General features: G+C 59.2%; 20 protein-coding genes. 9 read left to right on the top strand and 11 right to left on the bottom strand.

Annotated elements, in window-relative coordinates:
* Positions 1-41: 41 nt before the first annotated feature.
* The 4 genes from IB254_RS03070 to IB254_RS03085 all read right to left on the bottom strand — a co-directional run bounded on the left by IB254_RS03070 (position 42) and on the right by IB254_RS03085 (position 5,607).
* Positions 42-1,814, bottom strand: coding sequence for an acyl-CoA dehydrogenase C-terminal domain-containing protein (locus IB254_RS03070; protein WP_192416355.1), 1,773 nt, complete (start codon positions 1,812-1,814; stop codon positions 42-44).
* A 60-nt stretch (positions 1,815-1,874) separates the two neighbouring features.
* A complete protein-coding gene (locus tag IB254_RS03075) occupies positions 1,875-3,536 on the bottom strand; it encodes a cation acetate symporter (RefSeq protein WP_192416356.1) in 1,662 nt (553 codons plus the stop codon).
* Positions 3,536-3,862, bottom strand: coding sequence for a DUF485 domain-containing protein (locus IB254_RS03080; protein WP_008026350.1), 327 nt, complete (start codon positions 3,860-3,862; stop codon positions 3,536-3,538). Before IB254_RS03080 ends, IB254_RS03075 begins: the two co-directional genes overlap by 1 nt.
* Positions 3,863-3,984: 122 nt before the next feature.
* Positions 3,985-5,607, bottom strand: a complete 1,623-nt coding sequence (locus IB254_RS03085) for an acyl-CoA synthetase (protein WP_192416357.1) — start codon at positions 5,605-5,607, stop codon at positions 3,985-3,987.
* A gap of 230 nt (positions 5,608-5,837) precedes the next feature.
* Between IB254_RS03085 and IB254_RS03090 the strand changes: the two genes are divergently transcribed.
* From IB254_RS03090 to IB254_RS03110, 5 genes are all read left to right on the top strand, one after another.
* Entirely contained in the window at positions 5,838-8,114 is a 2,277-nt protein-coding gene (locus IB254_RS03090; protein WP_192416358.1) for a PAS domain S-box protein, read from the top strand.
* A gap of 4 nt (positions 8,115-8,118) precedes the next feature.
* A complete protein-coding gene (locus IB254_RS03095) occupies positions 8,119-8,754 on the top strand; it encodes a response regulator transcription factor (protein WP_192416359.1) in 636 nt (211 codons plus the stop codon).
* 74 nt (positions 8,755-8,828) lie between these two features.
* Entirely contained in the window at positions 8,829-9,923 is a 1,095-nt protein-coding gene (locus tag IB254_RS03100) for an AI-2E family transporter (RefSeq protein ID WP_192416360.1), read from the top strand.
* The gene (locus IB254_RS03105; RefSeq protein ID WP_192416361.1) at positions 9,920-10,651 is read left to right on the top strand and encodes a hypothetical protein; all 732 of its coding nucleotides are present in this window, start codon (positions 9,920-9,922) and stop codon (positions 10,649-10,651) included. The genes IB254_RS03100 and IB254_RS03105 overlap by 4 nt, the downstream gene beginning before the upstream one ends.
* 21 nt (positions 10,652-10,672) lie before the next feature.
* A complete protein-coding gene (locus tag IB254_RS03110) occupies positions 10,673-11,137 on the top strand; it encodes a MaoC family dehydratase (protein ID WP_008026361.1) in 465 nt (154 codons plus the stop codon).
* A 116-nt stretch (positions 11,138-11,253) separates the two neighbouring features.
* Here IB254_RS03110 and gfa read toward each other — a convergent pair whose 3' ends face one another.
* Positions 11,254-11,832, bottom strand: a complete 579-nt coding sequence (gene gfa / locus IB254_RS03115) for an S-(hydroxymethyl)glutathione synthase (RefSeq protein WP_192416362.1) — start codon at positions 11,830-11,832, stop codon at positions 11,254-11,256.
* A gap of 150 nt (positions 11,833-11,982) precedes the next feature.
* Positions 11,983-13,605: a methyl-accepting chemotaxis protein gene (locus tag IB254_RS03120; protein WP_192416363.1), complete on the bottom strand. Its 1,623-nt coding sequence runs from the start codon at positions 13,603-13,605 to the stop codon at positions 11,983-11,985.
* A gap of 296 nt (positions 13,606-13,901) precedes the next feature.
* Between IB254_RS03120 and IB254_RS03125 the strand changes: the two genes are divergently transcribed.
* Positions 13,902-15,689 carry a SulP family inorganic anion transporter gene (locus tag IB254_RS03125; RefSeq protein ID WP_192416364.1) on the top strand — a complete coding sequence of 596 codons (1,788 nt, stop codon included), beginning with the start codon at positions 13,902-13,904 and terminating at the stop codon, positions 15,687-15,689.
* A gap of 54 nt (positions 15,690-15,743) precedes the next feature.
* Here the strand turns inward: IB254_RS03125 and IB254_RS03130 are convergent, their stop codons facing one another.
* The 5 genes from IB254_RS03130 to IB254_RS03150 form a co-directional block, all read right to left on the bottom strand.
* On the bottom strand, positions 15,744-17,780 hold the full coding sequence (locus IB254_RS03130; RefSeq protein ID WP_192416365.1) for an LTA synthase family protein: 2,037 nt from the start codon (positions 17,778-17,780) through the stop codon (positions 15,744-15,746).
* 32 nt (positions 17,781-17,812) lie between these two features.
* Positions 17,813-18,427, bottom strand: coding sequence for a hypothetical protein (locus tag IB254_RS03135; RefSeq protein WP_192416366.1), 615 nt, complete (start codon positions 18,425-18,427; stop codon positions 17,813-17,815).
* Complete coding sequence (locus IB254_RS03140) at positions 18,424-19,722, bottom strand: sialidase family protein (protein WP_008041507.1); 1,299 nt, start codon at positions 19,720-19,722, stop codon at positions 18,424-18,426. Before IB254_RS03140 ends, IB254_RS03135 begins: the two co-directional genes overlap by 4 nt.
* Before the next feature lie 307 nt (positions 19,723-20,029).
* The gene (locus IB254_RS03145) at positions 20,030-20,932 is read right to left on the bottom strand and encodes a universal stress protein (RefSeq protein WP_192416367.1); all 903 of its coding nucleotides are present in this window, start codon (positions 20,930-20,932) and stop codon (positions 20,030-20,032) included.
* Between the two features lie 183 nt (positions 20,933-21,115).
* On the bottom strand, positions 21,116-22,006 hold the full coding sequence (locus tag IB254_RS03150) for a LysR family transcriptional regulator (RefSeq protein WP_032828620.1): 891 nt from the start codon (positions 22,004-22,006) through the stop codon (positions 21,116-21,118).
* A gap of 167 nt (positions 22,007-22,173) precedes the next feature.
* On the opposite strand from IB254_RS03150, the gene IB254_RS03155 reads away from it, so the two are divergent.
* The 3 genes from IB254_RS03155 (at position 22,174) to IB254_RS03165 (ending at position 26,078) form a co-directional block, all read left to right on the top strand.
* The gene (locus IB254_RS03155; protein WP_008026398.1) at positions 22,174-23,256 is read left to right on the top strand and encodes a 4-oxalomesaconate tautomerase; all 1,083 of its coding nucleotides are present in this window, start codon (positions 22,174-22,176) and stop codon (positions 23,254-23,256) included.
* Positions 23,257-23,300: 44 nt separating this feature from the next.
* On the top strand, positions 23,301-24,632 hold the full coding sequence (locus IB254_RS03160; RefSeq protein WP_192227181.1) for a dicarboxylate/amino acid:cation symporter: 1,332 nt from the start codon (positions 23,301-23,303) through the stop codon (positions 24,630-24,632).
* Positions 24,633-24,773: 141 nt separating this feature from the next.
* The gene (locus IB254_RS03165; protein ID WP_008041516.1) at positions 24,774-26,078 is read left to right on the top strand and encodes a CitMHS family transporter; all 1,305 of its coding nucleotides are present in this window, start codon (positions 24,774-24,776) and stop codon (positions 26,076-26,078) included.
* Positions 26,079-26,132: the final 54 nt, after the last annotated feature.

Raw genomic sequence — 26,132 nt, forward strand, 5'->3', positions numbered from 1 at the left:
GCCGAAAAGAGAGGAGCGTGGCGCCGCGTGCGGTTCAATCGTTAGAACTGCTCGGCGCTCAGACCGAACAACGAGGCACTGCCGGCGCGAATCGATTGTTCGAGGCTCAAAATGCGCGGCAGCAGGCGATGGAAGTAGAAGTCGGCGGTGGCGATCTTCGCACCGTAAAAGCCTTCGTCGTCGCTTAGCTTTTGCCGGGCAACCTGCGCCATGCGCGCCCACAGCCAGGCGTAGGCCACATACCCGAACAGGTGCAAATACTCCACGGAAGCGGCGCCGACTTCGTTGCGGTTACTCGCTGCCCGGTCCTGTAACCAGTCGCTCAGGTCTTCCAGGCGCTGCACGGCATCGAACAGTTGCGCGCTGTAGGGCGCGTCAGGCTGGTGGGCGAAATGCCGAATCTGGCCGGTGAACTGACGCAACGCGAAACCGTTATCGGCCAGCACTTTGCGCCCGAGCAGGTCCAGCGCCTGAATGCCGTTGGTGCCTTCGTAGATCTGCGCGATGCGCACGTCGCGGACCAATTGTTCCTGGCCCCATTCGCGGATGTAGCCATGGCCGCCGAACACTTGCTGGCCGTTGATGCAGCTCTCCAGACCGGTGTCGGTGAAGAAGGCCTTGGCAATCGGCGTCAGCAGCGCGACCAGGCTCTGGGCGCTCTCGCGTTCTTGCGCATCGCCGGAGAACTTCGCCAGATCGAGCTGCTGCCCGACATAACTGGCGAACGCGCGGCCACCTTCAGTCATGGCTTTCATGCTGAGCAGCATGCGGCGCACATCGGGGTGGACGATGATCGGGTCGGCGACTTTGTCCGCGGCCACGGTGCCGGTTGGGGCGCGGCTTTGAATGCGTTCACGGGCGTAGGCCACCGCACTCTGATAGGACGCTTCGGCGCAGCCAATGCCCTGAATACCGATGGACAGGCGTTCGTAGTTCATCATGGTGAACATCGCTGCGAGGCCTTTGTTGGCTTCGCCCACCAGCCAGCCGCTGGCACCGTCGAAATTCATCACACAGGTGGCCGAGGCCTTGATGCCCATCTTGTGTTCGATCGAACCGCAACTTACGGCGTTGGCCTCGCCAAGGGAACCGTCGGCATTGACCAGCACTTTGGGCACCACAAACAGCGAGATGCCTTTCGGTCCGGCCGGCGCGTCGGGCAGTTTTGCCAACACCAGGTGGACGATGTTTTCGGTCAGGTCCTGATCGCCGCCGGTAATGAATATCTTGCTGCCGCTGATGCTGAAACTGCCATCCACCCGAGGTTCGGCGCGGGTGCGGATGATCCCCAGATCGGTGCCGGCATGGGCTTCGGTCAGGCACATGGAGCCGGCCCAGCGACCTTCATACATCGGCGGCAGGTACAGGTCTTTCAAGGTGTCGCTGGCGTGGGCATCCAGCGCCAGGCACGCACCGGAACTCAATGCCGAATACAGCGCGAAACTGGAATTAGCGCCGTAGAGCATTTCTTCAAACTGCACGGCGAGCATTTTCGGCATGCCCATGCCGCCGTACTCGGGATTACCGGACAGGCCGACCCAGCCACCCTCGATGTAAGTGGCATAAGCCTGCTTGAAGCCGATGGGCGTGGTCACCTGACCTTCATGCCACTGTGCGCCTTCTTCGTCGCCGCTGCGGTTCAAGGGTGCGATCAGGTGCGCGGTGACTTTCCCCGCTTCCTCAAGGATCGCGTCGGCGATGGCGGCATCGATGTTGTCAGCCAGGGCCGGCAGGCGTGCCCACAGGGCCGGGGCGTCGAACACCTCATGCAGGACGAAGCGCAGATCGCGCAGGGGGGCTTTGAATTCGGGCATAACGTGAACCTCGACAGGACGGTTGTGCACGGCGCCGCAACCGGGCGCCGTGCCTTTCAATCAATGACTGGAAGCGCTGGCAGCACCGAGACCGGTCTGGGCGCGCACGAACTGGTCGGCGTAGGCGTCACGTTCCTTGTCGGCCCGCACACTGCGGTCGAGTCGGGACACGACGACAATCACCAGGAACGCCAGCGGCATGGAAAACAGCGCCGGGTGGTCGTACGGGAAGATGGCGTGAGCATGACCGAGCACGGTCACCCACACGGCCGGGGACAGGATCACTAGCACCAGCGCGCAGATCAGGCCGGCAAAACCGCCGATGATCGCGCCTTTGGTAGTCAGGCCTTTCCAGTACATGGCCATGATCAGTACCGGGAAGTTGGTCGAGGCGGCGATGCCGAAGGTCAGGCCGACCAGGAACGCGACGTTCATCTTCTCGAACAGGATGCCCAGCAGAATCGCGATGATGCCCAGGCCCACGGTGGCCATGCGGGTGACGCGCATTTCCTGTTTCTGGGTGGCGTTGCCTTTCTTGAATACGGTGGCGTAGAGGTCGTGGGAAATCGCCGACGCACCGGCCAGGGCCAGGCCGGAGACCACCGCAAGGATGGTGGCGAACGCTACGGCCGAGAGGAACCCGAGGAACAGGTTGCCGCCTACCGCTTTGGCCAAGTGCATCGCGACCATGTTGCCGCCGCCAATCAAGGCGCCGCCCACTTCACCGTTGACGTAGTACTGCGGATCGGTGCCGATGATCACCATCGCGGCGAAGCCCAGAGTGCAGACCACGAGGAAGAAGAAACCGATGAAACCGGTGGCGTAGAACACCGATTTACGCGCTTCCCTGGCGTTGGGTACGGTGAAGAAGCGCATCAGAATGTGCGGCAGACCGGCAATGCCGAATACCAGGCCGAGAGACATTGACGCGGTGTTGATCGGGTCGGCGAGCATTGAGCCGGGGCCCATGATATTCCAGCCGCTGGCATGCGCTTCGACCGCTTTGGTGGCCAGGGTTTCGTAGCTGAAACCGAACTGCGACATGGCCATGCCCGCGAGAGTCGTGCCGCCGGCCAGCAGCAACACCGCCTTGATGATTTGCACCCAGGTCGTTGCGATCATGCCGCCGAAGATCACATACACCAGCATCAACGCGCCGACGATCACCACCGCTACCGGGTAGTCGAGGCCGAACAGCAATTTGATTAACTGGCCGGCACCGACCATCTGCACGATCAGGTAGCAACACACCACCGTCAACGAACCGAATGCAGCGAAGATCCGCACTTTGTTCTGGTCCAGCCGGTAGGAGACGATGTCGGCAAAGGTGTAGCGCCCCAGATTGCGCAGCCGCTCGGCCATCAGGAAGGTGATGATCGGCCAACCGACAAAGAAGCCGATGGTGTAGATGAAGCCGTCGTAACCCTTGGCGAACACCAGGCTGGACAGCCCCAGCAGCGTAGCGGCGGACATGTAGTCGCCGGCAATCGCCAAGCCGTTCTGAAACCCGGTGATGCCGCCGCCGGCGGTGTAGAAGTCCGAGGTGGATTTGGTCTGGCGCGCGGCCCACCAGGTGATGGCCAGCGTGCCGAGGACGAACACGAAGAACATGCCGATCGCATGCAGGTTCAGCGGTTGTTTTTCGATGGCACCCAACGCGGGTGCAGCGAATACAACGGAGGCCGGCAATAGGCAGGCTGCGGCGAGGATGAGTTTACGCATCACTTGCTCTCCTCAAGAATGGCCGCACCCAGCGCATCGAAGCGCGTGTTGGCGCTGTAGACGTACCAACCGGTCAGCAACCAGGAAAAAACAATGATCGCCGCGCCAACCGGCATGCCCAGGGTCAACATCCGGTGCTCGCCGAGCGGCGCGTGCAGCCATTGCGGGGCAAACGCCACCACGAACATGAACAGGTAATAAGTGCCCAGCACCGCAGCACTCAACGACCAGGCCAGGCGCGAGCGACTGCTGACCAGTTGCAGGAATTTCGGGTTGGTCCGAATACGTTCACAGCGTTGGGTATCGGTTGCATGGATGTCGATCATGATGCGCTCCACATTGTTGTTGTTATCGGTGTGTGGGGGCAGGGCAGGCCGAATTCGGCCTGCACGAGCCCGAGGCGGCAGGTAAGACACCTGCCGCCTGATAGGTGAAACGTCGGTGAGGGTTAGAGGGCCTTGGCCCTGTCGCGCAGTACGTACTTCTGGATCTTGCCGGTGGATGTCTTCGGCAGGAGGGTGAAAATCACCGTGCGCGGGACTTTGAAACCGGCCAGATGCTCGCGGCAGAAACTGATGATGTCGGCCTCGCGAACGTCCTGGTGATCAGCCTTCAAGGTGATGAAGGCGCAGGGCGTTTCGCCCCATTTTTCATCGGGACGGGCGACCACGGCGGCTTCCATCACCCCCGGATGGCGATAGAGCACGCCTTCGAGTTCGATGGTGGAAATGTTCTCGCCACCGGAAATGATGATGTCTTTGAGGCGGTCTTTGATCTCGACATAACCGTCGGGGTGACACACCGCCAGGTCGCCAGTATGAAACCAGCCACCCTCGAATGCTTCGGCGGTGGCCGTCGGGTTTTTCAGGTAGCCCTTCATCACGGTGTTGCCGCGCATGAACACTTCACCGATGGTCTGGCCATCGCGCGGGGTCGGTTCCAGCGTCTTCGAATCGCCGACCATCACACCTTCGAGCGTCGGGTAGCGCACGCCCTGACGGGATTTGATCTGCGCCCGTTCTTCCAGTGGCAGTTCGTCCCATTCGGCATGCCAGGCGCAGAGGGTCACCGGACCATAGGTTTCCGTCAGGCCGTAGACGTGGGTGACTTTGATGCCCATTTCCTCCACGGCGCCGATGACTTTGGCCGGAGGCGCAGCACCGGCGACCATGGCGTTGACCGGGTGATCGATGGCCGCCTTCGCCGATTCCGGCATGTTGACCAGCGCGTTGAGCACGATCGGCGCGCCGCACAGGTGCGTGACCTGATGTTCGCGAATCAGCGTGAGGATTTTCTGCGGATCGACCCGGCGCAGGAACACGTGAACGCCGGCGAGTGCGGTGATGGTCCACGGGTAGCACCAGCCGTTGCAATGGAACATCGGCAGGGTCCAGAGGTACACCGGATGGTTGCCCATGGCCCAGGTCATCTGGTTGCCCAAGGCATTCAAATAAGCGCCGCGGTGGTGATAGACCACGCCTTTTGGATTGCCGGTGGTGCCGGAGGTGTAGTTCAGCGAGATGGCTTGCCACTCGTTGGCTGGCCATTGCCAGGCGAACGCCGGGTCGCCTTCGGCCAGCAACGCTTCATAGTCCAGATCGCTGACGGCCTGGCCTTCACCGTATTCCGGGTCGTTGACGTCGATGACCAGAGGCGGGTGATCAAGCATGCCGATGGCGGCGTGAATCACGTTATGGAACTCGCGGTCGGTGATCAGCACCTTGGCCTCGCCATGCTGGAGCATGAACGCAATGGCTTCAGCATCCAGGCGCACGTTGAGCGGGTTGAGCACGGCGCCGATCATCGGCACGCCAAAATGCACTTCCAGCATTTCCGGGATATTGGGCAGCATCACCGCCACGGTGTCGTCTTTGCCGATGCCGCGACCAGCCAGCGCCGAGGCCAGGCGTCGGCAACGGGTGTAGGTCTGCGCCCAGGTACGGCGAGTCGAACCGTGGATGACGGCGGGGTAGTCGGGGTAAACATTGGCCGTGCGCTCAAGGAAGCTGAGCGGAGACAAGGCGATGTGATTGACAGCCGAAGGGCCTAGCCCTTGTTCATAGATCGACATGTGCGGTACTCGGTGGCTGATTGTTAGCTCTATCGGTGGCCTTTCAGCGTCGCCGCTGAGGTCACCTTTATATGTCCGGTGTGCTTTATATAACAATCCTCCATAGATATGGAAGTACAACCTATGGCGTATGGTATATGTACTATATTTTATTCGTGCTGAACTAAATGACTACCGTTAAATCGCCAAGGCCGGTATATCCTTGGCTTCCCCAACGAAGCGGACCCGTGATGACCCTGACTCCCGTTCGATTGCACAGCTGGTTGCGCCTGCAGCGTGAGGCCGTGCCTCTGGCCGCCCGGGCCGATGCGTTGTGCCGGGCCTTGCAGGATTGCCCCGAGGTGCGTCGCGCGGTTTACCTGAGCTGGCAACCCCAGGCGCGAATCTACAGCCATGAAGGTGCCGCCCAGCATTTTCCCCCGGGCCAGGGCGATCCTTCGCTGGCCAGCGATCAGTTGCTGTTCGAGCGTTTGCTGGAAGCCGGGCGCCTCGATCTGGCGCAAGTGCGGCAACTGGATTGCTGGTTGGCCGGTCGACTGCGCCGCGCCGCCATCAGCCATGGCCAAGTGTTCGATCTGGCGTTGACGCCTGGGCAAGCCGGGTTGTTGCTGGTGGAAGTCTGCGAAGGCGTGAGTTTCGATTGGCTGGGGTGGGTGCAGGATTTGCTCACGACTTTGCTCAGCAGCGTCAACGGCATGCTGCGTGGCTCGCCACTGTTGGGCCACGATCCGCAACCGAGCCTGTTGCTCGATGCGCAGGGACGGCCACAGGAATTCAACGCGGCGTTGCTGGCGTTGCTGGCGGAAAAGCCGCTGAGCGACGTATTCGGGTTTCTGCCGGTCAACCATCGGGTACTGGTGCGCGCGTGTCTGGACCAGCAGCGCGCCATTGAAGGGGTCGAAGCCCAGCTCGAAACGCAGATTCTGATCTGGACATTCATTCCCGATCCCCAGGACAACCGTGTGCTCGCCCGTTGCCGCGACGCCACCGCGCAAGTGCTGGCCGAGCGCGAAGCGGCTCAGGCGCGGCGGTTGTACCGGCTGATCATCGAGAACACCACCGACTTGATTTCCCGGCACACACCGGACGGCTGTTTTCTCGATGCCTCTCCCGCGTCATGGACGTTGCTCGGCTACTGGCCGGAAGAACTGCGCGGGCAAATGGCCCAGGGCCTGTTCCATGGTCAGGACCTGGCCAGCCTGGTGCAGCGTGCCCGCGATGCGCTGGAGCAGGACGGTTATCACACCATGACCTATCGCATTCGCCATCGGGACGGCCATTATCTGTGGTTCGAAACCGCCAGTCGGGCGATTCGTGAAACCTATACCGGCGCGGTGGTCGAGGTGGTCAGCGTCTCCCGGGACATTACTGCCAGAGTGCAGGCCGAAGAGAACAAGCGGCGCCTGGCCGAAGTCGTCGAGGTCAACACCGATCCGGTGCTGTTCATCGACCCCGAGGGGCAAGTCACTTACCTCAACCCGGCGGCACGCCGCATCCTCGGCATAGGCGAGCAACAGCCGATGCCGGTCCTGGCACAACTGTTCGCCAGCGCAGACCTGACGCGTCTGCAACGTGACGGCTGGAGCGGCGCTGAACGCGACGGCGTCTGGAGCACTGATGCGCGCTTGCAACCACCGGGCGGTGGCGCATCGGTGCCGGTGTCGCTGGTGCTGTTGGCGCATCGTTCGGCCGGTGGCGAGCGCTACTATTCACTGGTGGCGCGGGACATGACCGAACGTGAACTGCGCGAAGTGCAGCAGCGCCGCCATCAGGATGAACTGGCGCACACCGCGCGCCTGGTCACCCTCGGTGAACTGGCCTCGGGCATCGCCCACGAAATCAATCAGCCGCTGGCCGCGGTGGTCAATTACGCCAACGCCAGCCAGCGCTATTTGCAGACCGTGGATTCCAATCCCCAGGCGGCCGCCCGGGTTGCGCAAGGGCTGGAACGCATCACCCATCACGCCACGCACGCCTCGGAAGTGATCCGCCGTTTGCGCGCGTTTCTGCGCAAAGGCCAGCGCCGCATGCAGGCGCTGAACGTCACCGATGTCGCCCGCGAAGCCGTGCGTTTGTGCGCCTGGGAAGCGAGCAATTGCCAAGTGACAATCGAGGATCGTCTACCGGATAATCTGCCGCCCGTTTATGCCGATCGAGTGTTGCTGGAACAAGTCCTGCTCAATCTGTTGCGCAATGCCATCGATGCCAACCGCGAACAACATCCCGGCCAGCCCTCGCTGATTGTGATGACTGCCGGGCAGGGCAGTGCCGCCACCGTGGACATCACGGTGCAGGACCAGGGGCCCGGCGTGAGCGAGCCCGAACTGGAGCTGATTTTTACCCCGTTCTATACCAGCAAGGCCGATGGCCTGGGGCTCGGTTTGTCCATGAGCCGCAGCATCATCGAAGGTTTCGGCGGCGAATTGCAGGCCCGCCGGCAACCGGTCGGGCTGCTGATGTGCTGTCGCTTGCCGCTTGCCGGTCCAACAAAACAACAACAGGAATAATGCAATGGCGGGTGTGACGGAGCACGTGGTGTATGTGGTCGATGACGATCAAGGCATGCTCGATTCAACGGTCTGGTTACTGGAATCAGTCGGCCTCAAGGCGTTGCCGTTTACCAGCGGTGTTGAGTTCCTCAACGCCTGCGATGCCAGCCTGGCGGCCTGTGTGCTGCTGGATGTACGCATGCCCGGGATGGGCGGCTTGAACGTGCAGGAAGAAATGCGATTGCGCGAACTGAACCTGCCAATCATCTTCGTCAGCGGTCACGCCGATGTGCCGATCGTGGTGCGTGCGTTCAAGGCCGGCGCTCACGACTTCATTGAAAAGCCCTACAACGAACAACTGCTGCTGGACAGCGTGCAACAGGCCCTGAGCACTTGCGCGACCCACCGTTCGGGTAATCAGGGGCATGAAGCGTTGCAGGCGCGCTTGCTCACGCTGACCCCACGGGAACGCGACGTCTTGTTGCCGCTGGTGCAGGGTTACACCACCCGCGAAATCGCCGAGCAACTGGGGGTGAGCGCAAAAACCGTCGACCTCTACCGCTCACGCGTGATGAAACGCATGCAGGCCAATACCCTGCCGGACCTGGTCGGCATGGCCATTGCCGCCGGACTGGTTGATCCATTGAAGCTGCGTTGAATCCACGCGTTTTCCGCCGAACGACTATGCTGGGCTAACCGATCCCGTACTGTTGCAGTGATCAGGAGGCCTTCATGGAGCCCACTTCGTTCTCCGAAAAAACGCTGACGCGCACGCTGCTCGATGTCCTTATCCGGGCGGGGTTGATCGCGGCTCTGGTGCTGTTCTGCTTTGAAATCTTCAGCCCGTTCCGTGACCTGATGCTGTGGTCGTTGATCCTGGCGATTACCCTTTACCCGTTGCAAGCGCGGCTGAAAGGGCCCCTGGGGCAAAGTGACGGGCGCATTGCGACGCTGATTATCCTGGTCGCCATCGTCATCCTGGTGTTGCCGATTTACTTTCTGGGCACCTCGATAGCCGACTCGGTCGAACGTGCGATGGAAGTGGTCAAGGGCGGCGACTTTCACCTGCCACCACCCGCCGAATCCATCGCCAGTTGGCCATTGGTGGGGCAGCCGCTGTTTGACTTGTGGCTTGAAGCCTCAACCAATCTTCCCGACCTGACCGCCAAATACCTCCCGCAGATCAAGCACTTCAGCCTGTCCCTTTTGAGCAAACTGGCCGGCGTCGGCATGGGTTTCCTGACCTTCATTTTCGCCTTGATCATCGCCGGTATTTTCATGGCCCATGGCGAGAGCGGTAATCGCAGCGCGGTGCAGATTGCCTCGCGGGTCAGCGACCCGGTCAGAGGGCCGAAAATTGCCGCGCTGTGCACCGCAACGATTCGTGCGGTTGCGCTGGGCGTGGTCGGGATCGCGTTTATCCAGATGCTGCTGGTGGGGCTCGGGTTTGTCTTCAAGGGTATTCCCGGCGCCGGTTTGCTGGCCCTTGCAGTGCTGTTGCTCGGCATCATGCAATTGCCGGCGACGCTGATCACGGTTCCGGTTATTGCCTTTGTGTTCGCCACCGAAGGCGCCAACACCGTGACGATCGTGTTCGCCATTTTCGTCTTCGTTGCCGGCCTGGTGGACAACGTGCTCAAACCGCTGCTGCTGGGGCGCGGTGTCGATGTGCCGATGCCGGTGGTGCTGATCGGCGCGCTTGGCGGGATGGTCACCAGCGGCATCATCGGGTTGTTCATCGGTCCGGTGGTGCTGGCGGTCGGGTATCAATTATTCTGGCAATGGGTTCGGGATCGGCCATCGGAAGGAGGAGGGCCGCCACTATGAATGCACCGGGTGATGAACTGTTGAATCGCGTACTGATCGCCCATGGTGGTCTGGAGCGCTGGAACAGTTTCAACCAGGTACGCGCCACTATCGTGACCGGTGGCTCGCTCTGGGCCATGAAAGGGCTGACCCAGGACAGCGCGCCACGGCAGATGACCGTCTGGCTGCATGAGCAGCGGGCCTCGGTGACGCCCTTTGGTGGGGCCGATCAATTCACCGCCTACACCCCGGATCGAATCGCCATCGAAAATACCGCCGGCAAGGTAATCGCCGAGCGATCGAAACCCAGAGAATCTTTCCGCGACCATGGGGAAAACAGTCCCTGGGATCCCCTGCACCGAGCGTACTTCAACGGTTACGCGCTTTGGTCGTACCTGACCATGCCTTTCCAGTTCACCTGGCCGGGTGTCGTGACCGAGGAAGTCGAGCCCTGGCACGAGGGCTCGGAGCGCTGGCGTCGATTGCGGGTGACCTTCCCCGAGACAATCGCCACGCACTGCGCGGTGCAGGATTTCTACTTCGGTGCAGACTTTCTGCTACGTCGTCACGACTACAACGTGGATGTCAGCGGTGGCCTGGCTGCCGCGCAATATGTCCATGGCTATGTTGAAACCGACGGCTTGCGCATGCCCGGCAAGCGGCGCGCCTATCGACGCAAGGCCGACGGTCAGGCGGATGAACACGCCTTGCTGGTAGCCATTGATCTCAGCGACATCGGCTATTCGTAATGCACTGCGGAGGAATGAATCATGACCCTGCATGCCTGGGAAAAACTCTATCTCGATGACCTGAGTCTGGGTCAGGAGTTTGAAAGCGACCCTGTTCGCGTCCATCAAGAAGCGATGTTGGCGTTTGCTCGCGAATACGACCCGCAACCTTTCCATTTGAGTGCCGAAGAGGCCGAGTTGAGTCTGTTCGGCGGTCTTGCGGCCAGCGGCTGGAACACTGCGGCCCTGACCATGAAGATGCTCGTGGCCAGCGTCCCCCTGGCGGACGGCATCATTGGCCTGGGCATCGAACTGAGCTGGCCGACACCGACTTATCCGGATGACGTGTTGCGCCTGTTCAGCAAGGTGCAGGCCATCGAGCCGTCGGCCTCCAAACCGGATCGGGGCGTGGTGACGCTGTTCATGGAAACGCTGAATCAGAATGACAAGGTGGTGCAGCGTGCAACCGGGAAGCTGCTGGTGTTCAGAAAACCCCCAGAGGATTGAAGCGCAAACCTGTGAGTGCTGCCGGCGTTCGCCTTTCCTCTGCTTCGGCGACGACAGATCCCCAAACAAGCTTCCCGTGGCCGCGGTCCGGCAAAGGAACCGCGGCGACCGATCAATCAGGCGGCAGGCAGCAGGCCTTTTTGTTTGGCGACATGAGTCGCCATTGCGTCCATCAAATCCGGTGACAGGCAGTCATAGGGCTCCAGGCCGATAGAGCGCAGGCGCTCACGGATGGCTTTCATTTGCGCTGGCGGTGTGCCGGTTTCGATGATGGAAGACACGAACGCCGCGAAGCCTGGCGCAGCCCAGCCTCGTTGGGGAGAGAGCTCGGTGTGGACGAAGTCCAGGCCATAAAACGGATGGTCCTTGTTCTCGATGCGCCCGAAGAGATGGGCGTGGCACTGCTTGCAGGCATGGCGCTGGATGGTGGCTTTTTCGTCGACAATGGTCAGTTTTTCGCCGTGGGCAGTGACGCTGACCTTGTCCCGAGGGACCACGGCAATGACGGCGAATATCGCGTTTTGCGGTTTCCAGCATTTGCTGCAACCGCACGCGTGGTTATGCAGGGTTTGCGCGTCGATCCGGACCTCGACTTTGTCGGTCGCACACAGGCATTGCAGGGTGCCACCGGTGAAATTCGCGTCGGCGGGTTGGATACCATTGTCCAGGGCAGGATGAAGTTTCAAGGTACTCACGTTGGCGTCTCCCTTTGAGTGGGCCAGACAGCGGCAGGGTGTGAGTGACGAAAGCTTGCCATTTAAATCCTAGACCATCTTCGGTAACCGGGTGCGCCCCCGTCATAACCTTCAAACTGCCGTTGACTGGTTTGACAGGGGCCAGGCCTTTTAGAAGCTGAACCGCTGCAGCATGACGCCCAGTCCGTCGGACATCGCCTTGAGTTCCTGGGTTGTGCGCACGATCCCGCCTTGGGCGGTGGCGTTCTCTTCCACACTTTGCGCTACTTTCTCGACGTTGCAGGCGACCTGTTCACTGGCAGCGCGTTGTTCCTGGAGCGACACCGAAATGAAACTGACCGCTGCAAGGGATTCGTCCAGTACACCCTTGATCCTGCCCATGGAAAGGCCCGCGCTTTCGACCAGTTTCTGACCATGAGTCACGCGCTCACAGCCGGCGGCCATGCTGTCTTTGGCTTTGACCATGCCGCTTTGTATGGCATTGACCAAGGCAACGATTTCCGTGGTGGATTGGGCTGTGCGGGCGGCCAGGCTGCGCACTTCATCGGCGACCACGGCGAAGCCGCGACCTTGCTCGCCCGCGCGTGCCGCTTCAATGGCGGCATTGAGGGCAAGGAGATTGGTCTGTTCGGCGATGCCGCGAATCACACCGACAATCAGGCTGATGTCGTTGGACTGAATCGCCAGTTGATCGATGTCCGATGAGCTTTGTGTCACCAGATCGGCAATCTGGCCCATTTCCTGGATGGAGGCCTGCATGACCTCCATGCCTTCGCTGGTGATTTCGCCTGCTTTCTGTGCGGTGCTCTGGGCCTGTCGAGCATTGTCGGCGATGTGAGTGATGCTGACGGAAAGCTCTTCTACCGTGGCCGCCATGGAGGAGGCTGTCTCGCTTTGCAGTGCGGCGCTGCTCAATCCTTGTTCGGAGGACGCAGACAATTGCAGTGTGGCCCCTTCGATCTGCCCGGAGGCCTGGCTGATCTTGCCGATCATCTCGCTCAGGCTGTGGCGCATCGCCTGGACGGAGTGCAGCACCCCCGTCGACTGTTGCTGATCAAACTGCGTAGCGGCGAGTTTCCCCTGGGCGATGTTCGAGCTGATGGCCGCCAGTTCTGCCGGCTCGGCACCGAGTTGACGGCTCAACAGGCGGGAGAACAAGACCGTGTAGGCCACGCCCGCGATCAGGGCCAATGCCAGAATCAACAGGCTGAGCTGGAGACTGGAGGTATAGGCGCTCTGGTTTTGTTCGAACTGGTTTTTGGCCTCCACCAGTTGAACTTCGATCAACTCGGAAAACTTGGCTGACAAGGGATCGATCAGTGGATACAGCTGATCTGTCGCGAAACGCGCGAGACCGGCGGCGTCGTTCTGGCGCAGCAGGCCCTGCAAGTTTTGCAATGGACCGTGGGTCGCGTCCATCAGCGGGTCGATTTGCGCGATCAAACGGGTTTCTGCGGGGATCAGTTCCGTTGATTTGTACGCGCGCCACGTCTGATCGATTTCCCTCTGCGCTTGCTCTATCCGGGTCAACGATTCAGCGTTGGTGAAGTTGCCATTGCGTGCCTTGTGGGTGGCATCGACGATGTCCACGGCGTACAGGTCGGCGATTTTTTTCAAGTCCCGCAGCGGCACGACCCGATCGAGGTACACGGTCTCCAGACTGCGTACCGCGGATTGCATTCCCAAGAGGCCAAGCCCGCCGACACACAACAAACCCAGGAGCAAAGTGCTGGTAAGCACAAGCAGATGAGTCCTGATTTTCCAGCTTCCCATAGTCCGTAATTCCTGAGTCAGCTAATAGATGGCGATCAAGAGGTCAGCGTAAGGTGCAATAAAGGCACATTGGCATCATTGGCTGAGACCCAGGAGAAAAAACATCGTGTGATCGGCGAGAATTTATGAATTTGCGACACTGGGAGACACGCTATTTGAGTTGGTGCGTTCGACGATGAGTGTGCAGGTTGCCTGAGCCCTCGTTGAATCTTTCACTCACTACTGAGCAAGATCGCAGACTTGACCCAGAATGAATCTACCGCACGCTGTTTGTTATCTCTGAGGGCTAAAGTCCCATGAGCGATTCGGATGCTCCGCCACCCGCTCCCGAACCGGGCCGGATTACGCACAGGCATACTGGCGATCAAACCGGCTTGAGCCATTGGCTGCCGGGGCTGCGGACGTTGAGCCGCTACAAGATGGCATGGTTGCGGCGCGACATTGTGGCCGGACTCGTGCTCACCACCATGCTGGTGCCCGTCGGCATCGCCTACGCGGTGGCATCGGGGGTGCCCGGCATTTATGGCCTTTACGCGACCATCGTTCCATTGCTCGCTTATGCGTTGTTCGGCCCCAGCCGAATCCTGGTGCTGGGGCCGGATTCCTCATTGGCAGCCATCATTCTCGCCGTCGTTTTGCCGCTGTCCGGCGGTGATCCGCATCGCGCAATCGCCCTTGCCGGCATGATGGCGATTGTCTCGGGGGTGGTGTGCATTCTGGCGGGTGTCGCACGGCTGGGCTTTGTCACCGAACTGCTATCCAAACCGATCCGCTATGGCTACATGAACGGTATCGCACTGACAGTATTGATCAGTCAACTACCCAAGTTTTTCGGCTTTTCGATTGAATCCGACGGACCGTTGCGCAACCTGTGGGCCATTGCCACCTCGGTGATGGATGGAAAAACCAACTGGACCACCTTCATGATCGGTGCAGCCACTGTGGCGGTCATCTTGTTGCTCAAGGACAAAAAGCGCGTGCCGGGGATTCTGATCGCCGTGGCAGGCGCCACCGTCGCCGTTGGCGTGCTTGACCTTACAACCCACAATGTCGCGGTCCTCGGTTCGCTGCCCCAAGGCTTGCCGGCGTTTGCCATCCCTTGGATCAGTCGCGCCGATATCGTTCCTGTAGTGATCGGAGGTTGCGCCGTTGCGCTTGTCTCGTTCGCCGACACCAGTGTGCTCTCGCGCGTTTATGCGGCGCGGACCAAGACCTATGTCGACCCAAACCAGGAGATGGTAGGGCTCGGCGTCGCCAACCTTGCCGGCGGTTTGTTCCAGGGGTTTCCAATCAGCAGCAGTTCGTCACGCACACCTGTGGCCGAGGCTGCGGGGGCCCAAACCCAACTTGCCGGCGTGGTTGGCGCGCTGGCTGTTGCCTTATTGCTGGTGTATGCCCCGGATTTGCTGAAAAACCTGCCCACCAGCGCACTGGCGGCGGTGGTCATCGCTTCGGCTATCGGCCTGATCGAGGTCGCCGATCTGCGACGGATTTATCGTATCCAGCGCTGGGAATTCTGGTTGTCGATCGTTTGTACGGCAGGCGTGGCCGTCTTTGGTGCCATTGAGGGCATTGGCTTGGCCATCGTTGTCGCAGTGATCGAGTTTCTATGGGATGGCTGGCGGCCGTATTCTGCAGTGTTGGGTCGCGCCAAAGGCGTCCAGGGCTATCACGACATCACGCGTTATCCGGATGCGCGCCTTATTCCCGGCCTGGTGCTGTTTCGCTGGGATGCGCCGTTGTTTTTTGCCAACGCAGAACTGTTTCATGACCGAGTGCTGGACGCCGTGGCGACATCACCCACGCCGGTTCGTTGGCTGGTGGTAGCAGCCGAACCGGTCACCAGCGTGGACGTGACTTCCGCCGACATGCTGGCCGAACTGGACGAAACCTTGAACGAGGCTGGCATCACATTATGCGTGGCCGAGATGAAGGACCCTGTCAAAGACAAGCTGAAGCGTTTCGGACTTTTCGAGCGGTTTGGCGAAGCTGCGTTTTTTCCGACTTTAGGCGTCGCTGTCAGCAGCTATCTCAAGGCCCATCCCGAGGAGTGGAGGGAAGGGCAGGATGAGGATCGCGATTAGACAATAGTGCGGGCACGCTATCGGGGTCGGCGTGGTAGCCGCCCCCGGTCCCGGTTACTTGCGCACGTTCTGGTACAACATCAACCTGGACGTTTCATGCATGCCGCGGGTCAGTTGCACCAGACGCTTGAACTCTTCAGGGTTTTGCCCGGCCACGTTGTCCAGCGGCGTCGCGGAGGCCAGGTCGTGCAGCGTCGGCGAGCTGCCGTCGTGCTCCATCTGCACCATGTAGTGTTGAGTGACGCCCGCAATCAACGGGAACGTGCCTTCACGCAACACCAACGGCACTACGCGTTCACCCTCGGGCGCAGGCTGCTGGATATCACGCCCCAGGCCGCTGTTGCGAAACTCAAGGCCGGCCATGCCCGCCACGGTTGGCAGCAAGTCCACCAGGCCGACCGCTTCCTTGACGGTCCGCGTGCCGAGCAGACCCGGTGCATGGATGATCATGGGCACCGCGTTACTTTCCAGCCCCAGTTGCTCATATGCCGGTGCCAGGAAAGGGATCTGGGCGATACGGGTATTGTGGTCGCCAAACAGCACGAAAATGGTGTTGTCGTAGTAACCACCCGCTTTGGCAATTTCCATCAAGCGACCGATGTTGAAGTCCAGCAGACGCACGGCGTTGTACTGCTCGACACTGCGCGATCCCGCAGCCTGAACTTCAGCGAGGGTAGGGTGCTTGACCTCAAATCCGTCATTGCTCTTGGGAATCGTGAAGGGACGATGGTTACCGGCCGTCTGCACATAGGCAAAAAACGGTTTGTCCTTGGGCAGCGCTTGCAGGATCTTGTCGGTTTCCTTGAACAGATCCAGATCTGAAATCCCCCAGACATCCACCACCGGGGATTTCCAGTCCCGCTCTTCGAATAAACGAACCCCGTCGATACTTTGCCGGATCAAGGCATTCATGTTGGCCCAACCGGAGTTGCCGCCAATGGTGTAGATCTTCTCGTAACCGTTGAAGGCATTGATCAATGTGTGCTGTTTGGTAATCAGCGGATTACGCGTCGCGGTTTCCTGTCGAGTGACATCCGGGACGCCACTAATGCTGGCCCAAACGGTTTTTGCGGTCCCGGTGACCGGAACATAGAAGTGCTCGAAGAACCAGCTCTGCGTGGCCAGGCGATCGATGTTGGGTGTCGGATTGATCGGGTTGCCATAGGCGCCGACGGCACTGGTACCCAACGACTCGAGCATGACAAACATCACGTTCGGCGCCCGTGTGCTCGAAACCTTGTAGGGTTGTGGCGCCTGGTGACGGACGAAATTCAGGGTTTGTGGATCGGGCTGATCCACGCCCAGGTACTTGGCGATCACGGCGTAGTGTTCACGCACCTGCGCTTCGTCATAACGCGACTGGCCGACCTTGACCGTGTCGTAGAGGAAAATCACCGGGTTCAAGCCCAGCGCAGCGACCTGGTTATTGCCGGAGAAGAACGCATCGCTCCAGCGCAACGGGACAGGGTTTTCCAGGTTCATGTTCTCGACACGGCCCAAAATACCCAACAGCACCAACACGACCATCAACGCGCTACCCCATGTAACGGAGAGCGGGTGAATGGCTTTACGGGGGCGGTCCAGCGTCACGCGCTCCAGGCGCACCAGGGCCAACGTCACCAGGGCGACCGTTGCCAGCCACCCCAGTGAAATCCAGATAACCGGGTAGGTTTGCCAAACCATGTCACGGGATATTTGCGCGTCGTCTATGAAGCGCAGCACGGTGGCATTGATCCGTACGCCCAGATAGGCGTAATGGCCAAAATCGACGATATAGATCAGCAGCAGGGCGCCCAGGGCGACTGACAGATACACGCGTGCCAATTGGCGAAGCAGGCGGCTGCTGACAAGATTCCAACGAGGAATCCAGGCCAGCAACGCCAGTGGCAACATCACCAGGATGGCCAGGCGCAGATCGAAACGAAAGCCGATGCCCAGGGTTTCCAGGACGGCATGGTCGTCGCTCAATGCTCGGGCGTCGAAACCGGAGAAGCCGAAAAAGAACACTACTCGCAGCAATGCAAACAGCACAAACACAATCGCTGTCGCGCCTAGCCAATAATGCAAACGTCTCGATTGCAGCCAACCCATCCCTGTACCCCTGTTAAAAATGTCGTTGAATCTCAAATGGATCCGGAGTCTTTCACTGAGCCAAACCGCGTGTTCAGCCAGCCATACGTCCAGCGCGCCGCGAGCATCAGCAGTGCCGCGCAGCAATACAGGCCCAGCAGCGGATCAACCAGGTAATCCCAATAGTTATGCGAAGGCTTTACCCCGGCGATGAAGGCCAGGGTCGCGCTGGCCAGCATCACGACGGCCAGGTAGCTGCGCAGGTAAAACAGACCTGCGGTGAGCAGAGCGAAGAAGATCAGCATCGGGCGCGGGCTGAAGCCAAACCGGTAAGGGTCCAGATGACTTAACCCCAGCGTTGCCGGATATAACGCCAGCGCCATCACAGCGAAGATAATCAATACGCGGGTTTTATCCTGCTGCGCAGCCGGCAGGAAACCCAGCCGACGCAAACAGCCCCACACCATGAACACCAAGGTCGTCATCGCAAGGTCATCAATGTGGCTGCGCAGGTAAGCTGCCAAGGACAAGCCGTCCAGCGGTATAAAGCTGACGGCCAGCAATGCAACCAACAGCACGATCCGCGCGGCCCGCTTTAAGCCAAAAGAAGGCAGCAACAGAAAGATGATCATTGTGAAACTGAGATGCGCTTGCCAAAGGTTGATCATTTGGCACGCTCCGACAGCCATGCATCGTTGAAGGTGACGTGCTTGATGAAGGTGTTGTTCCAGGAATAAACCAGGTGATACATCCCGTCGGGACTGCGGATGAAATACGGGTATTCATATTCGAAACTGCAGGCTTGCTCCTTGCAGACCCGACTGTCCAGGTTGTTCAGGAACTGCGCTTCCAGCGGTTGGCGAAGTGCGCCACTGGATCCGCGAAACTCTCTGCCGATGATTTCCTTGTAGGCCTCGGGAGAAAACGTATCGCCTTCTGGATCAGGCGATTTGTCGAGGTCCCGCAGTGAGCGCCAATCGTCCATTTTTGCGTCGGTGCCATAAAGACTCAGTTTGAAGCGCCCCTCTTGCAAGTCATTGAGTGCCACCAGCAACCCATGTTCGGGCGTCGCTATGGCCGCCAACGAGGAATTGGGATTCGAGGGATCGAGCGGATAAGGCTCGCTCCAGGTTTGCCCGGCGTCTTCAGTACGGGTCGCCAGTACTCGATGGTGGGTGTTGCCGGCATAGCGCAGCAAGGCGATGCCGCGCTGTCCATCCAGCGGAACGACCGTGGGTTGCAATGAGTTATTGCCATGGCTGATGCGGAATTTATCGATCACCTCACCGTCTGCGCTCAAGTACAGGTACTCGGAAAACTTGCCCAGAAATTCGTGGTAGACCGGTAAGCCGATGGAACCGTCGGCATGAAACACCGGGGCCGACCGTACCAGGGTGCTGATATTCAAGAAGGGCGAGGTGATCAATTGGCGCGGCGCCGACCATTGGCGTCCATAGTCTTCAGAGACCATTACATTGACCGCACTACCGGCCCAGCCCCCCATGGACACGGACACGTAGAACAACCAGAGCCGGTTGTCCGGTGCGAGCGCAACGACCGGGTTACCCAGTTTTCGAATGTATTTGCCAGTGCCCAGTTGGGTCGACTGTCGAGTCGCCAATACCTGTTCCGCACCCCATTCGCCGGTTTGCGCGTCGAAGCGGGCAGAGCGCACCTGCACGTCGGCTGCGCCTTCGCGAGTGCCGGCGAACCAGACTGTCATCAGGCTACCGTCAGGTAAGGCGGTTACCGCCGAGGAATGCACGAAGTCCACCAGCCCGGACGAGGCAAAACGGCTGGTATAAATGGGTTTGGCTACTTGCTCAGCCACAGCCCTCACCGGGTTCATCAGGGCAAAGGAAGAGTGCACAGGGGCAGGGTGGGTGAACCATGCGGCCGCAAACAGGCAGGAAAGGGCAACATAAGCCAAGAAGGCAGGGAGGGAGGGTAGGTGGATGCGCATAATCGAGGCTGTGCATCTTATGGCCGATTCAGGCAGCTCAACCTATCACTTGTAGTAGCAGACTCGGGCTTTAGCGAGCTGCTGCTTTGTAAGCAAATGTTTGTAGCGCGATATTCGGACCTTGAAATTATAAAAATACATTATTTATCAATAGCTTAAAGATGTTGGTAGACACCAGGCCGTTAATCGAAAAACTGCTCTCGAAGGCGGAAGAATAGACTGAAATTCACAACAACCCATTCAGCGGGCCGAGCGTCGCGGCCTGTTCGGCCGCCAACGCTGCCGTCGTGCTCTAAAAGCCGATCCGTTACTGATCTGCTTGCGCCTTAATTGCCAAAACATTGCAGGGCACCTTGTACAACACGTGCTCTGTAGTACTGCCAATCAGCTTGTGCAGCCCTTTACGGTGCGTATCGCCCATGATGATCACATCGGCTCGGGTGTGGGCCGCGAAGTCGGACATCACTTTGGTGGGCGGCCCTTCAATGAAGTGTTGTCGTTCAGAGGGCACGCGGTAGTTTTCAGCCAGCGTAATGAAGGACTTGTGCAGTGACCGACGTACATCGGTGCTGAAGCCCGGCATCGTCACGGCGCCGGCACCGGCGTCAGAGATATGTGTCAGCGATGGATCGAAGGCGTGCAGCAGGTGCAGCTCTGCATCGCACTGCATGGCCATCCGCTGCGCAGCCACGATGATCCGGTCATTGAGGTCGTTAATCTGGTGCTCTGGATGCGACAAATCCACTGCCGCCACAATCACCCGAGGAAGTGGACACCTGACTTCGCTGACCAGATGAACAGCAACCGGGCAATCGCGCAGCAGATGCCAATCCAGAGGCGTGACAAATACGCGTTTGAGTGCTGATTCGTGATGTACGTCCTTGATAACCAGGTCCGGTTGCAAGTCTTTCACATGCTGAAGGATTTCTTGAAGTACGTCCCGAGCCAATACAACTTCGGTGGTCACCGAAATGCCATTGCCACGTATCAGCTGGGCTTCATCTTGCAGCCACTTCTGGTTCTCTTGCTGACAGATCTCGCGAAATTGCTCATTCCCGCTCATCAACCCCAAGATGTCGACGTCTTCAATGAACACCGCGATATGCAGCACTGCGTCAGTGGCTTTGGCAAGTGCGACTGCCCGCTCCATCGCCGGCGTGTGACGCATGGTTGGACCGACAATCAGAAAGAGGCGTTGATATTGGCTCATGTCGCACCTCCAGCATTCCGGGTTATCCGTTGGTTTTTGCCAGCACTCTCGTCCGCTACAACATTGGCGAGCTCCACGGCCTCAACTTCCTGGATCGCCAATACCAATATACGCCTGCATGAAGTGAACGCGCGCGAGACGAGTTGCCCTATGCACTTATTAAAGCTGGCAGGACGAGAAGGGTCATTGTTCCCACTGTTCCAGCAGTATCGAGACGAATTTTTCCGCTGCCGGAGAGAGTGACGCGCCTCTTCGGTAAACCAGTCCCAGCGATCGGTTCACGATAGGCTCTATCAAGGGGACGCTCACCAAGGTTGGATGATCCACCGCCGGCATTGCGAGGCTCGGCATTGCCGAAACGCCTAGGCCAGCTTCTACCAGGCCCAGCGAAGTAGAGAGGTGTTGCACCTCATAGAACCACTGTGGACGCCAGCTCAAGCCCGACAAAGCGTGGTCCAGCAACATGCGGTTGCCGCTCAGGCGACCGACCCCGATAAGGCGGTAATTGCTCAGTTCAGACCAGGTGACCGAACTGCGCCCGGCCAGCTCATGATCGCGTCGACACGCCAAAACAAAAGGCTCGTTGACCAACGGCACAAACTCAATGTCCGGGTGCTGGCCGCTCATCATGTTGATGCCAAAGTCGGCTTCGCCACGCAGAACAGCCTCCAGTCCTTCGTTCGCACTGAGATCAAGCAAACGAATGCGGATTTGCGGATAGCGTTCGTTGTAGAGGCGGATGACCGAAGGAAGGAAGTAGAAGGCTGCGGTGGGGATGCAGGCGAGGGTGACACGGCCGCTCTGCCGCTCCGCCAGCTCGCGGATGTTTAGTATCGAGTCGTCGAAGTCATCCAGTAAGCGTCGTGCCTTGGGCAGGAAGTCTCGCCCAACGCTGGTGAGGCTTACCCTTCTTGTCGTGCGATCAAGAAGCGCTGTTCCCAATCCCTCTTCAAGCTTTTTCATTCTCCGACTCAACGCGGGTTGAGAGAGATGCAATGCATCGGCAGCTTCGTGGAAGCTTCCAAGTTCCGCGATCTTCACGAAAGATCGGATGTCATTGAGCTCATAATTCACTTTTTTTCTCTCGGCAGACGAGCGTTATTCAGCCAATTCATCCTAAATTTATCATGCGCCAAACGCAATAATCAGGCTGATATTTGCATTGGAAACAATTTTTAAAGCCTGCGACTCTTGCTCACAAGACATCAATAACCCCTATTGATCAACAAGAGTCAGTATTCATGCAACGAATTCCCTGTGTGCTAATGCGCGGTGGTACTTCCAAGGGCCCGGTATTTCTCGCCTGGGATCTACCTGTTGCGATCGAAGACCGTGATGAGCTGCTGCTCAACCTTATGGGTTCTGGCCACGAGCTGGAAATTGACGGCATCGGTGGCGGTAGTCCACAAACCAGCAAGGTCGCGATCGTCAGCCCGTCGCTGCATCCTGACGCGGATGTCGACTACCTGTTCGTTCAAGTCATGGTCTCCCAGCGTCGAGTCGACACTGCGCCCAATTGCGGCAACATGCTTTGCGCCGTTGGCCCGTTCGCCATTGAGCAGGGGTTGGTAAAAGGCACCAAAGACCTGACCCGTGTGCGTATTCGCAACCTCAACACGGGGACTTTTGTGAACGCCGAGGTGCAAACCCCGGGTGGCAAGGTCAGCTATGAAGGCGACACCGCCATCGATGGTGTGCCGGGTACCGCCGCTCCTGTGCAACTGACCTTCCTGGATGCGGCGGGCAGCAAGACGGGCAAGCTTTTCCCGACTGGTCAAACGCAGGATCTGATCGACGGTATTGCAGTGACCTGCATCGACATGGCGATGCCGATGATGATTGTCGAAGCCGGCCAGTTGGGTAAGCGCGGTGATGAAAGTCCTGCTGAGCTGGATGCCGACAAAGAATTTCTGCGTCGCCTGGAGGCCTTGCGACTGCAAGCTGGCCTGGCAATGGGCCTGGGTGATGTCAGCGATAAAGTGATCCCCAAGCCAGTACTGGTTTCACCGGCCAAGGCTGGCGGCACAATCCAGGTGCGCTACTTCATGCCACACAATTGCCACCGGGCCTTGGCGATCACCGGTTCCATCGGCCTGGCCACTGCTTGTGTCACTGAAGGCAGTGTGGTCGCGCAATTGCTCGGCGGGGTTAGCGAGCCGCGCTTGCAGCAAGTACGCATTGAACACCCTAGTGGTGGAATAGATGTCGTATTGTCCTACACCGGCGCTCAGGGTGAGACCATTCGTGCTTCGGTAGTGCGTACATCGCGCAGGCTGTTCTCTGGTTTTGTCTACGCCGCGGCTTCCCAACGACTCGCCGGATAACGTCCCCTAGTCATTGCCGTTTTTGCATCAGCACAATTCTAAAAATGGGTGATGCCATGAAAGTTGTAAAATCGCTCTACTTTCAGATTCTCTGCGCCGTGCTGTTGGGCGTACTGGTCGGACATTTTTGGTCGCAGCAGGCCATCGCCTTGAAGCCGCTGGGTGATGCCTTCATCAAACTGATCAAGATGATGATCGCTCCGGTGGTGTTCTGCACCATCGTCACGGGTATCGCGGGTATGAGCGATAAACGCTCCCTCGGACGCCTGTTGAGCAAGACCATGCTGCTGTTCCTGGCGTTGACCGTGATCAGCCTGATTATTGGCCTGGTGTCGGTCTACCTGTTCAAACCCGGTGTGGGCATGAACATCGACCCCACCCAGTTGAGCACCAAGGGCTTGTCGCAGTACACCGATTCCGCCGCGAAGCTGGGAGTGGTCGAGTTTTTCATGCACATCATCCCCGACACGTTCATCGGTGCCTTCAATAAAGGTGAAGTACTGCCGGTGTTGTTCATCGCGGTGCTTTGCGGTTTCGCGCTGTCGGCCATAGGCGAGCGTGGCAAGCCGGTGCTGGATGTACTGGAATCCGCCTCGCACATGGTGTTCAAGATCTTCTCCTACCTGATGCGCTTCGCTCCGATCGGTGCCTTTGGCGCTTTGGCGTTCACCGTGGGCCAGTACGGTATTACATCGCTGGGCTCGTTGGCCAAGCTGATCATGACGCTGTACGTCGCCTGCGCCTTCTTCGTCTTTGTGGTGCTGGGGAGCATTTGCCGGGCGAATGGCTTCAGTCTGTGGAAGTTGCTGCGCTACTTCCGCGAAGAATTCCTGGTGGTGCTCGGGACTTCCTCCACCGAGCCGGTGATGCCGCGGATGCTGGAAAAGCTGCAAGCCCTGGGTTGCAAGAAAGGCGTGGTGGGGCTGGTGCTGCCAACGGGTTATTCGTTCAACCTCGACGGTACGGCGATCTACCTCTCGCTGGCAGCGGTGTTCATTGCTCAGGCCTGCAACATCGAACTGAGCCTGACACAGACCGTGACCATGCTGGCAATCATGTTGTTGTCCTCCAAGGGTGCCGCGGGCGTCACCGGGGCCGGCTTTGTCGCACTGGCTTCGACGCTGACAGTGATCCATGACATTCCCTTGGCCGGCCTTGCCTTGCTGATCGGTATCGACCGTTTCATGTCTGAAGCCCGGGCTTTGACCAGTCTGGCAAGCAACGCCGTGGCTACCGTGGTGATGTCCATCTCGGAGAACGCCTGTGATCGCGAAACACTGATGCGGACTCTGGACGGCAAACCTTCGCCCGCTGCACCTCCAGCCCAAGTCCAGAACCCCGACTGGGATGGCTTGAAGGTCACCGAACACGCTTGACCGTTCGCGGCTGAATCCAGCCCCCTTAAATACCTCAATGAATAACTCCCGCCAGGCACCGTTGATCGTGCCGTCTGGCGGGGACGGGGTCGCGCGCCTGTGCGTCGGCCACGCTACTCATAAGAACAAGAGAACTGACCTATGCTCGCATTGCTTGGATTGGCCATGGTGGTGGTCTTCACCGTCCTGATAATGACCAAACGGTTATCGCCGATTGTCGCGCTGACGGTGGTGCCGATTGTGTTTGCCGTCATTGGCGGTTTCGGTGGCACTACCGGCAAGATGATGCTCGACGGCTTGAAAATGGTCGCTCCTTCGGCTGCGCTCCTGCTGTTCGCGATCTTGTTTTTTGGCTTGATGATCGACGCCGGTCTGTTTGATCCGCTGATTCGCAAGATCCTCAAACGCGTCAACGGCGATCCGATGAAAATCGCTGTCGGCACAGCGTTGCTGTCGCTGCTGGTGGCCCTGGACGGTGATGGCACCACCACCTACATGATCACCTGTGCGGCAATGCTGCCCCTGTACAAACGTATCGGGATGAATCCGATGATTCTGGCGACCATCGCCATGCTTTCTCTGAGCATCATGAGTGGCATGACGCCTTGGGGAGGGCCGGCGACCCGAGCGATCGCGGCGCTGGGCCTGGATGCCGGTGAATACTTCGTGCCGTTGCTGCCGACCATGATTGGCGGCGCCATGTGGGTGGTGTTCACCGCGTTTCTGCTGGGCCGCGCCGAGCGCAAACGGATCGGCAATATCCAGTTGGAAAGCGGCGGGGGAGATTGCTACATCAAGGCAATTCTTGAAGACACGCCACACAAACGACCGAAACTGGCCTACGTCAATCTGCTGTTGGTGATCGCGGTGATGGTCGCACTGGTGATGGGGATCATGCATTCCGCGATCCTGTTCCTGATCGGCTTCGTACTGGCGCTGATGATCAACTATCCGCAACTGGATATTCAGAAGGAACGCATCCTCGCCCATTCGGGCAACGCCATGACCGTCGTACTGTTGGTGTTTGCCGCCGGCATCTTTGCCGGGATTTTCTCCGGCACCAAGATGGTCGACTCCCTGGCGCAAACCCTGGTTGACTGGATTCCGCCGTCCTGGGGGCATCTGTTCCCGCTGGTGGTGGCGATAACCAGCATGCCGCTGACATTCGTCCTGTCCAACGATGCTTATTACTTCGGCGTAGTGCCCATTCTGGCGAATGCCGCTGCGGCGTATGGCATTGACCCGGTGGAAATCGCCCGCGCGTCGATTCTCGGGCAGCCAGTACACCTGATGAGTCCTCTGGTCGCCTCAACCCTGTTGCTGGTGGGGATGGTCGATCGCGATATCGGCGACTTCCAGAAAGCCACCGTCAAATGGGCGGTACTCACTTCACTGGTCATCACCGCGCTAGCCCTGCTGACCGGGGCGATCAGTCTCTTCACCTGATTCACCCAAGCCACCTGTTTTCTCCCAAGGCGCCTCGCCAGCGAGGCTGTCGCG

It is taken from the genome of Pseudomonas sp. PDM03 (genome assembly GCF_014852385.1).
GTDB classification, from domain to species: Bacteria; Pseudomonadota; Gammaproteobacteria; order Pseudomonadales; family Pseudomonadaceae; genus Aquipseudomonas; species Aquipseudomonas migulae.

Bases quoted from the DNA above. Each gene is read 5' to 3' on its own strand.
- IB254_RS03070 (WP_192416355.1), bottom strand. From the start codon at position 1,814: ATGCCCGAATTCAAAGCCCCCCTGCGCGATCTGCGCTTCGTCCTGCAT.
- IB254_RS03075 (WP_192416356.1), bottom strand. From the start codon at position 3,536: ATGCGTAAACTCATCCTCGCCGCAGCCTGCCTATTGCCGGCCTCCGTT.
- IB254_RS03080 (WP_008026350.1), bottom strand. From the start codon at position 3,862: ATGATCGACATCCATGCAACCGATACCCAACGCTGTGAACGTATTCGG.
- IB254_RS03085 (WP_192416357.1), bottom strand. From the start codon at position 5,607: ATGTCGATCTATGAACAAGGGCTAGGCCCTTCGGCTGTCAATCACATC.
- IB254_RS03090 (WP_192416358.1), top strand. From the start codon at position 5,838: ATGACCCTGACTCCCGTTCGATTGCACAGCTGGTTGCGCCTGCAGCGT.
- IB254_RS03095 (WP_192416359.1), top strand. From the start codon at position 8,119: ATGGCGGGTGTGACGGAGCACGTGGTGTATGTGGTCGATGACGATCAA.
- IB254_RS03100 (WP_192416360.1), top strand. From the start codon at position 8,829: ATGGAGCCCACTTCGTTCTCCGAAAAAACGCTGACGCGCACGCTGCTC.
- IB254_RS03105 (WP_192416361.1), top strand. From the start codon at position 9,920: ATGAATGCACCGGGTGATGAACTGTTGAATCGCGTACTGATCGCCCAT.
- IB254_RS03110 (WP_008026361.1), top strand. From the start codon at position 10,673: ATGACCCTGCATGCCTGGGAAAAACTCTATCTCGATGACCTGAGTCTG.
- IB254_RS03120 (WP_192416363.1), bottom strand. From the start codon at position 13,605: ATGGGAAGCTGGAAAATCAGGACTCATCTGCTTGTGCTTACCAGCACT.
- IB254_RS03125 (WP_192416364.1), top strand. From the start codon at position 13,902: ATGAGCGATTCGGATGCTCCGCCACCCGCTCCCGAACCGGGCCGGATT.
- IB254_RS03130 (WP_192416365.1), bottom strand. From the start codon at position 17,780: ATGGGTTGGCTGCAATCGAGACGTTTGCATTATTGGCTAGGCGCGACA.
- IB254_RS03135 (WP_192416366.1), bottom strand. From the start codon at position 18,427: ATGATCAACCTTTGGCAAGCGCATCTCAGTTTCACAATGATCATCTTT.
- IB254_RS03140 (WP_008041507.1), bottom strand. From the start codon at position 19,722: ATGCGCATCCACCTACCCTCCCTCCCTGCCTTCTTGGCTTATGTTGCC.
- IB254_RS03145 (WP_192416367.1), bottom strand. From the start codon at position 20,932: ATGAGCCAATATCAACGCCTCTTTCTGATTGTCGGTCCAACCATGCGT.
- IB254_RS03155 (WP_008026398.1), top strand. From the start codon at position 22,174: ATGCAACGAATTCCCTGTGTGCTAATGCGCGGTGGTACTTCCAAGGGC.
- IB254_RS03160 (WP_192227181.1), top strand. From the start codon at position 23,301: ATGGGTGATGCCATGAAAGTTGTAAAATCGCTCTACTTTCAGATTCTC.
- IB254_RS03165 (WP_008041516.1), top strand. From the start codon at position 24,774: ATGCTCGCATTGCTTGGATTGGCCATGGTGGTGGTCTTCACCGTCCTG.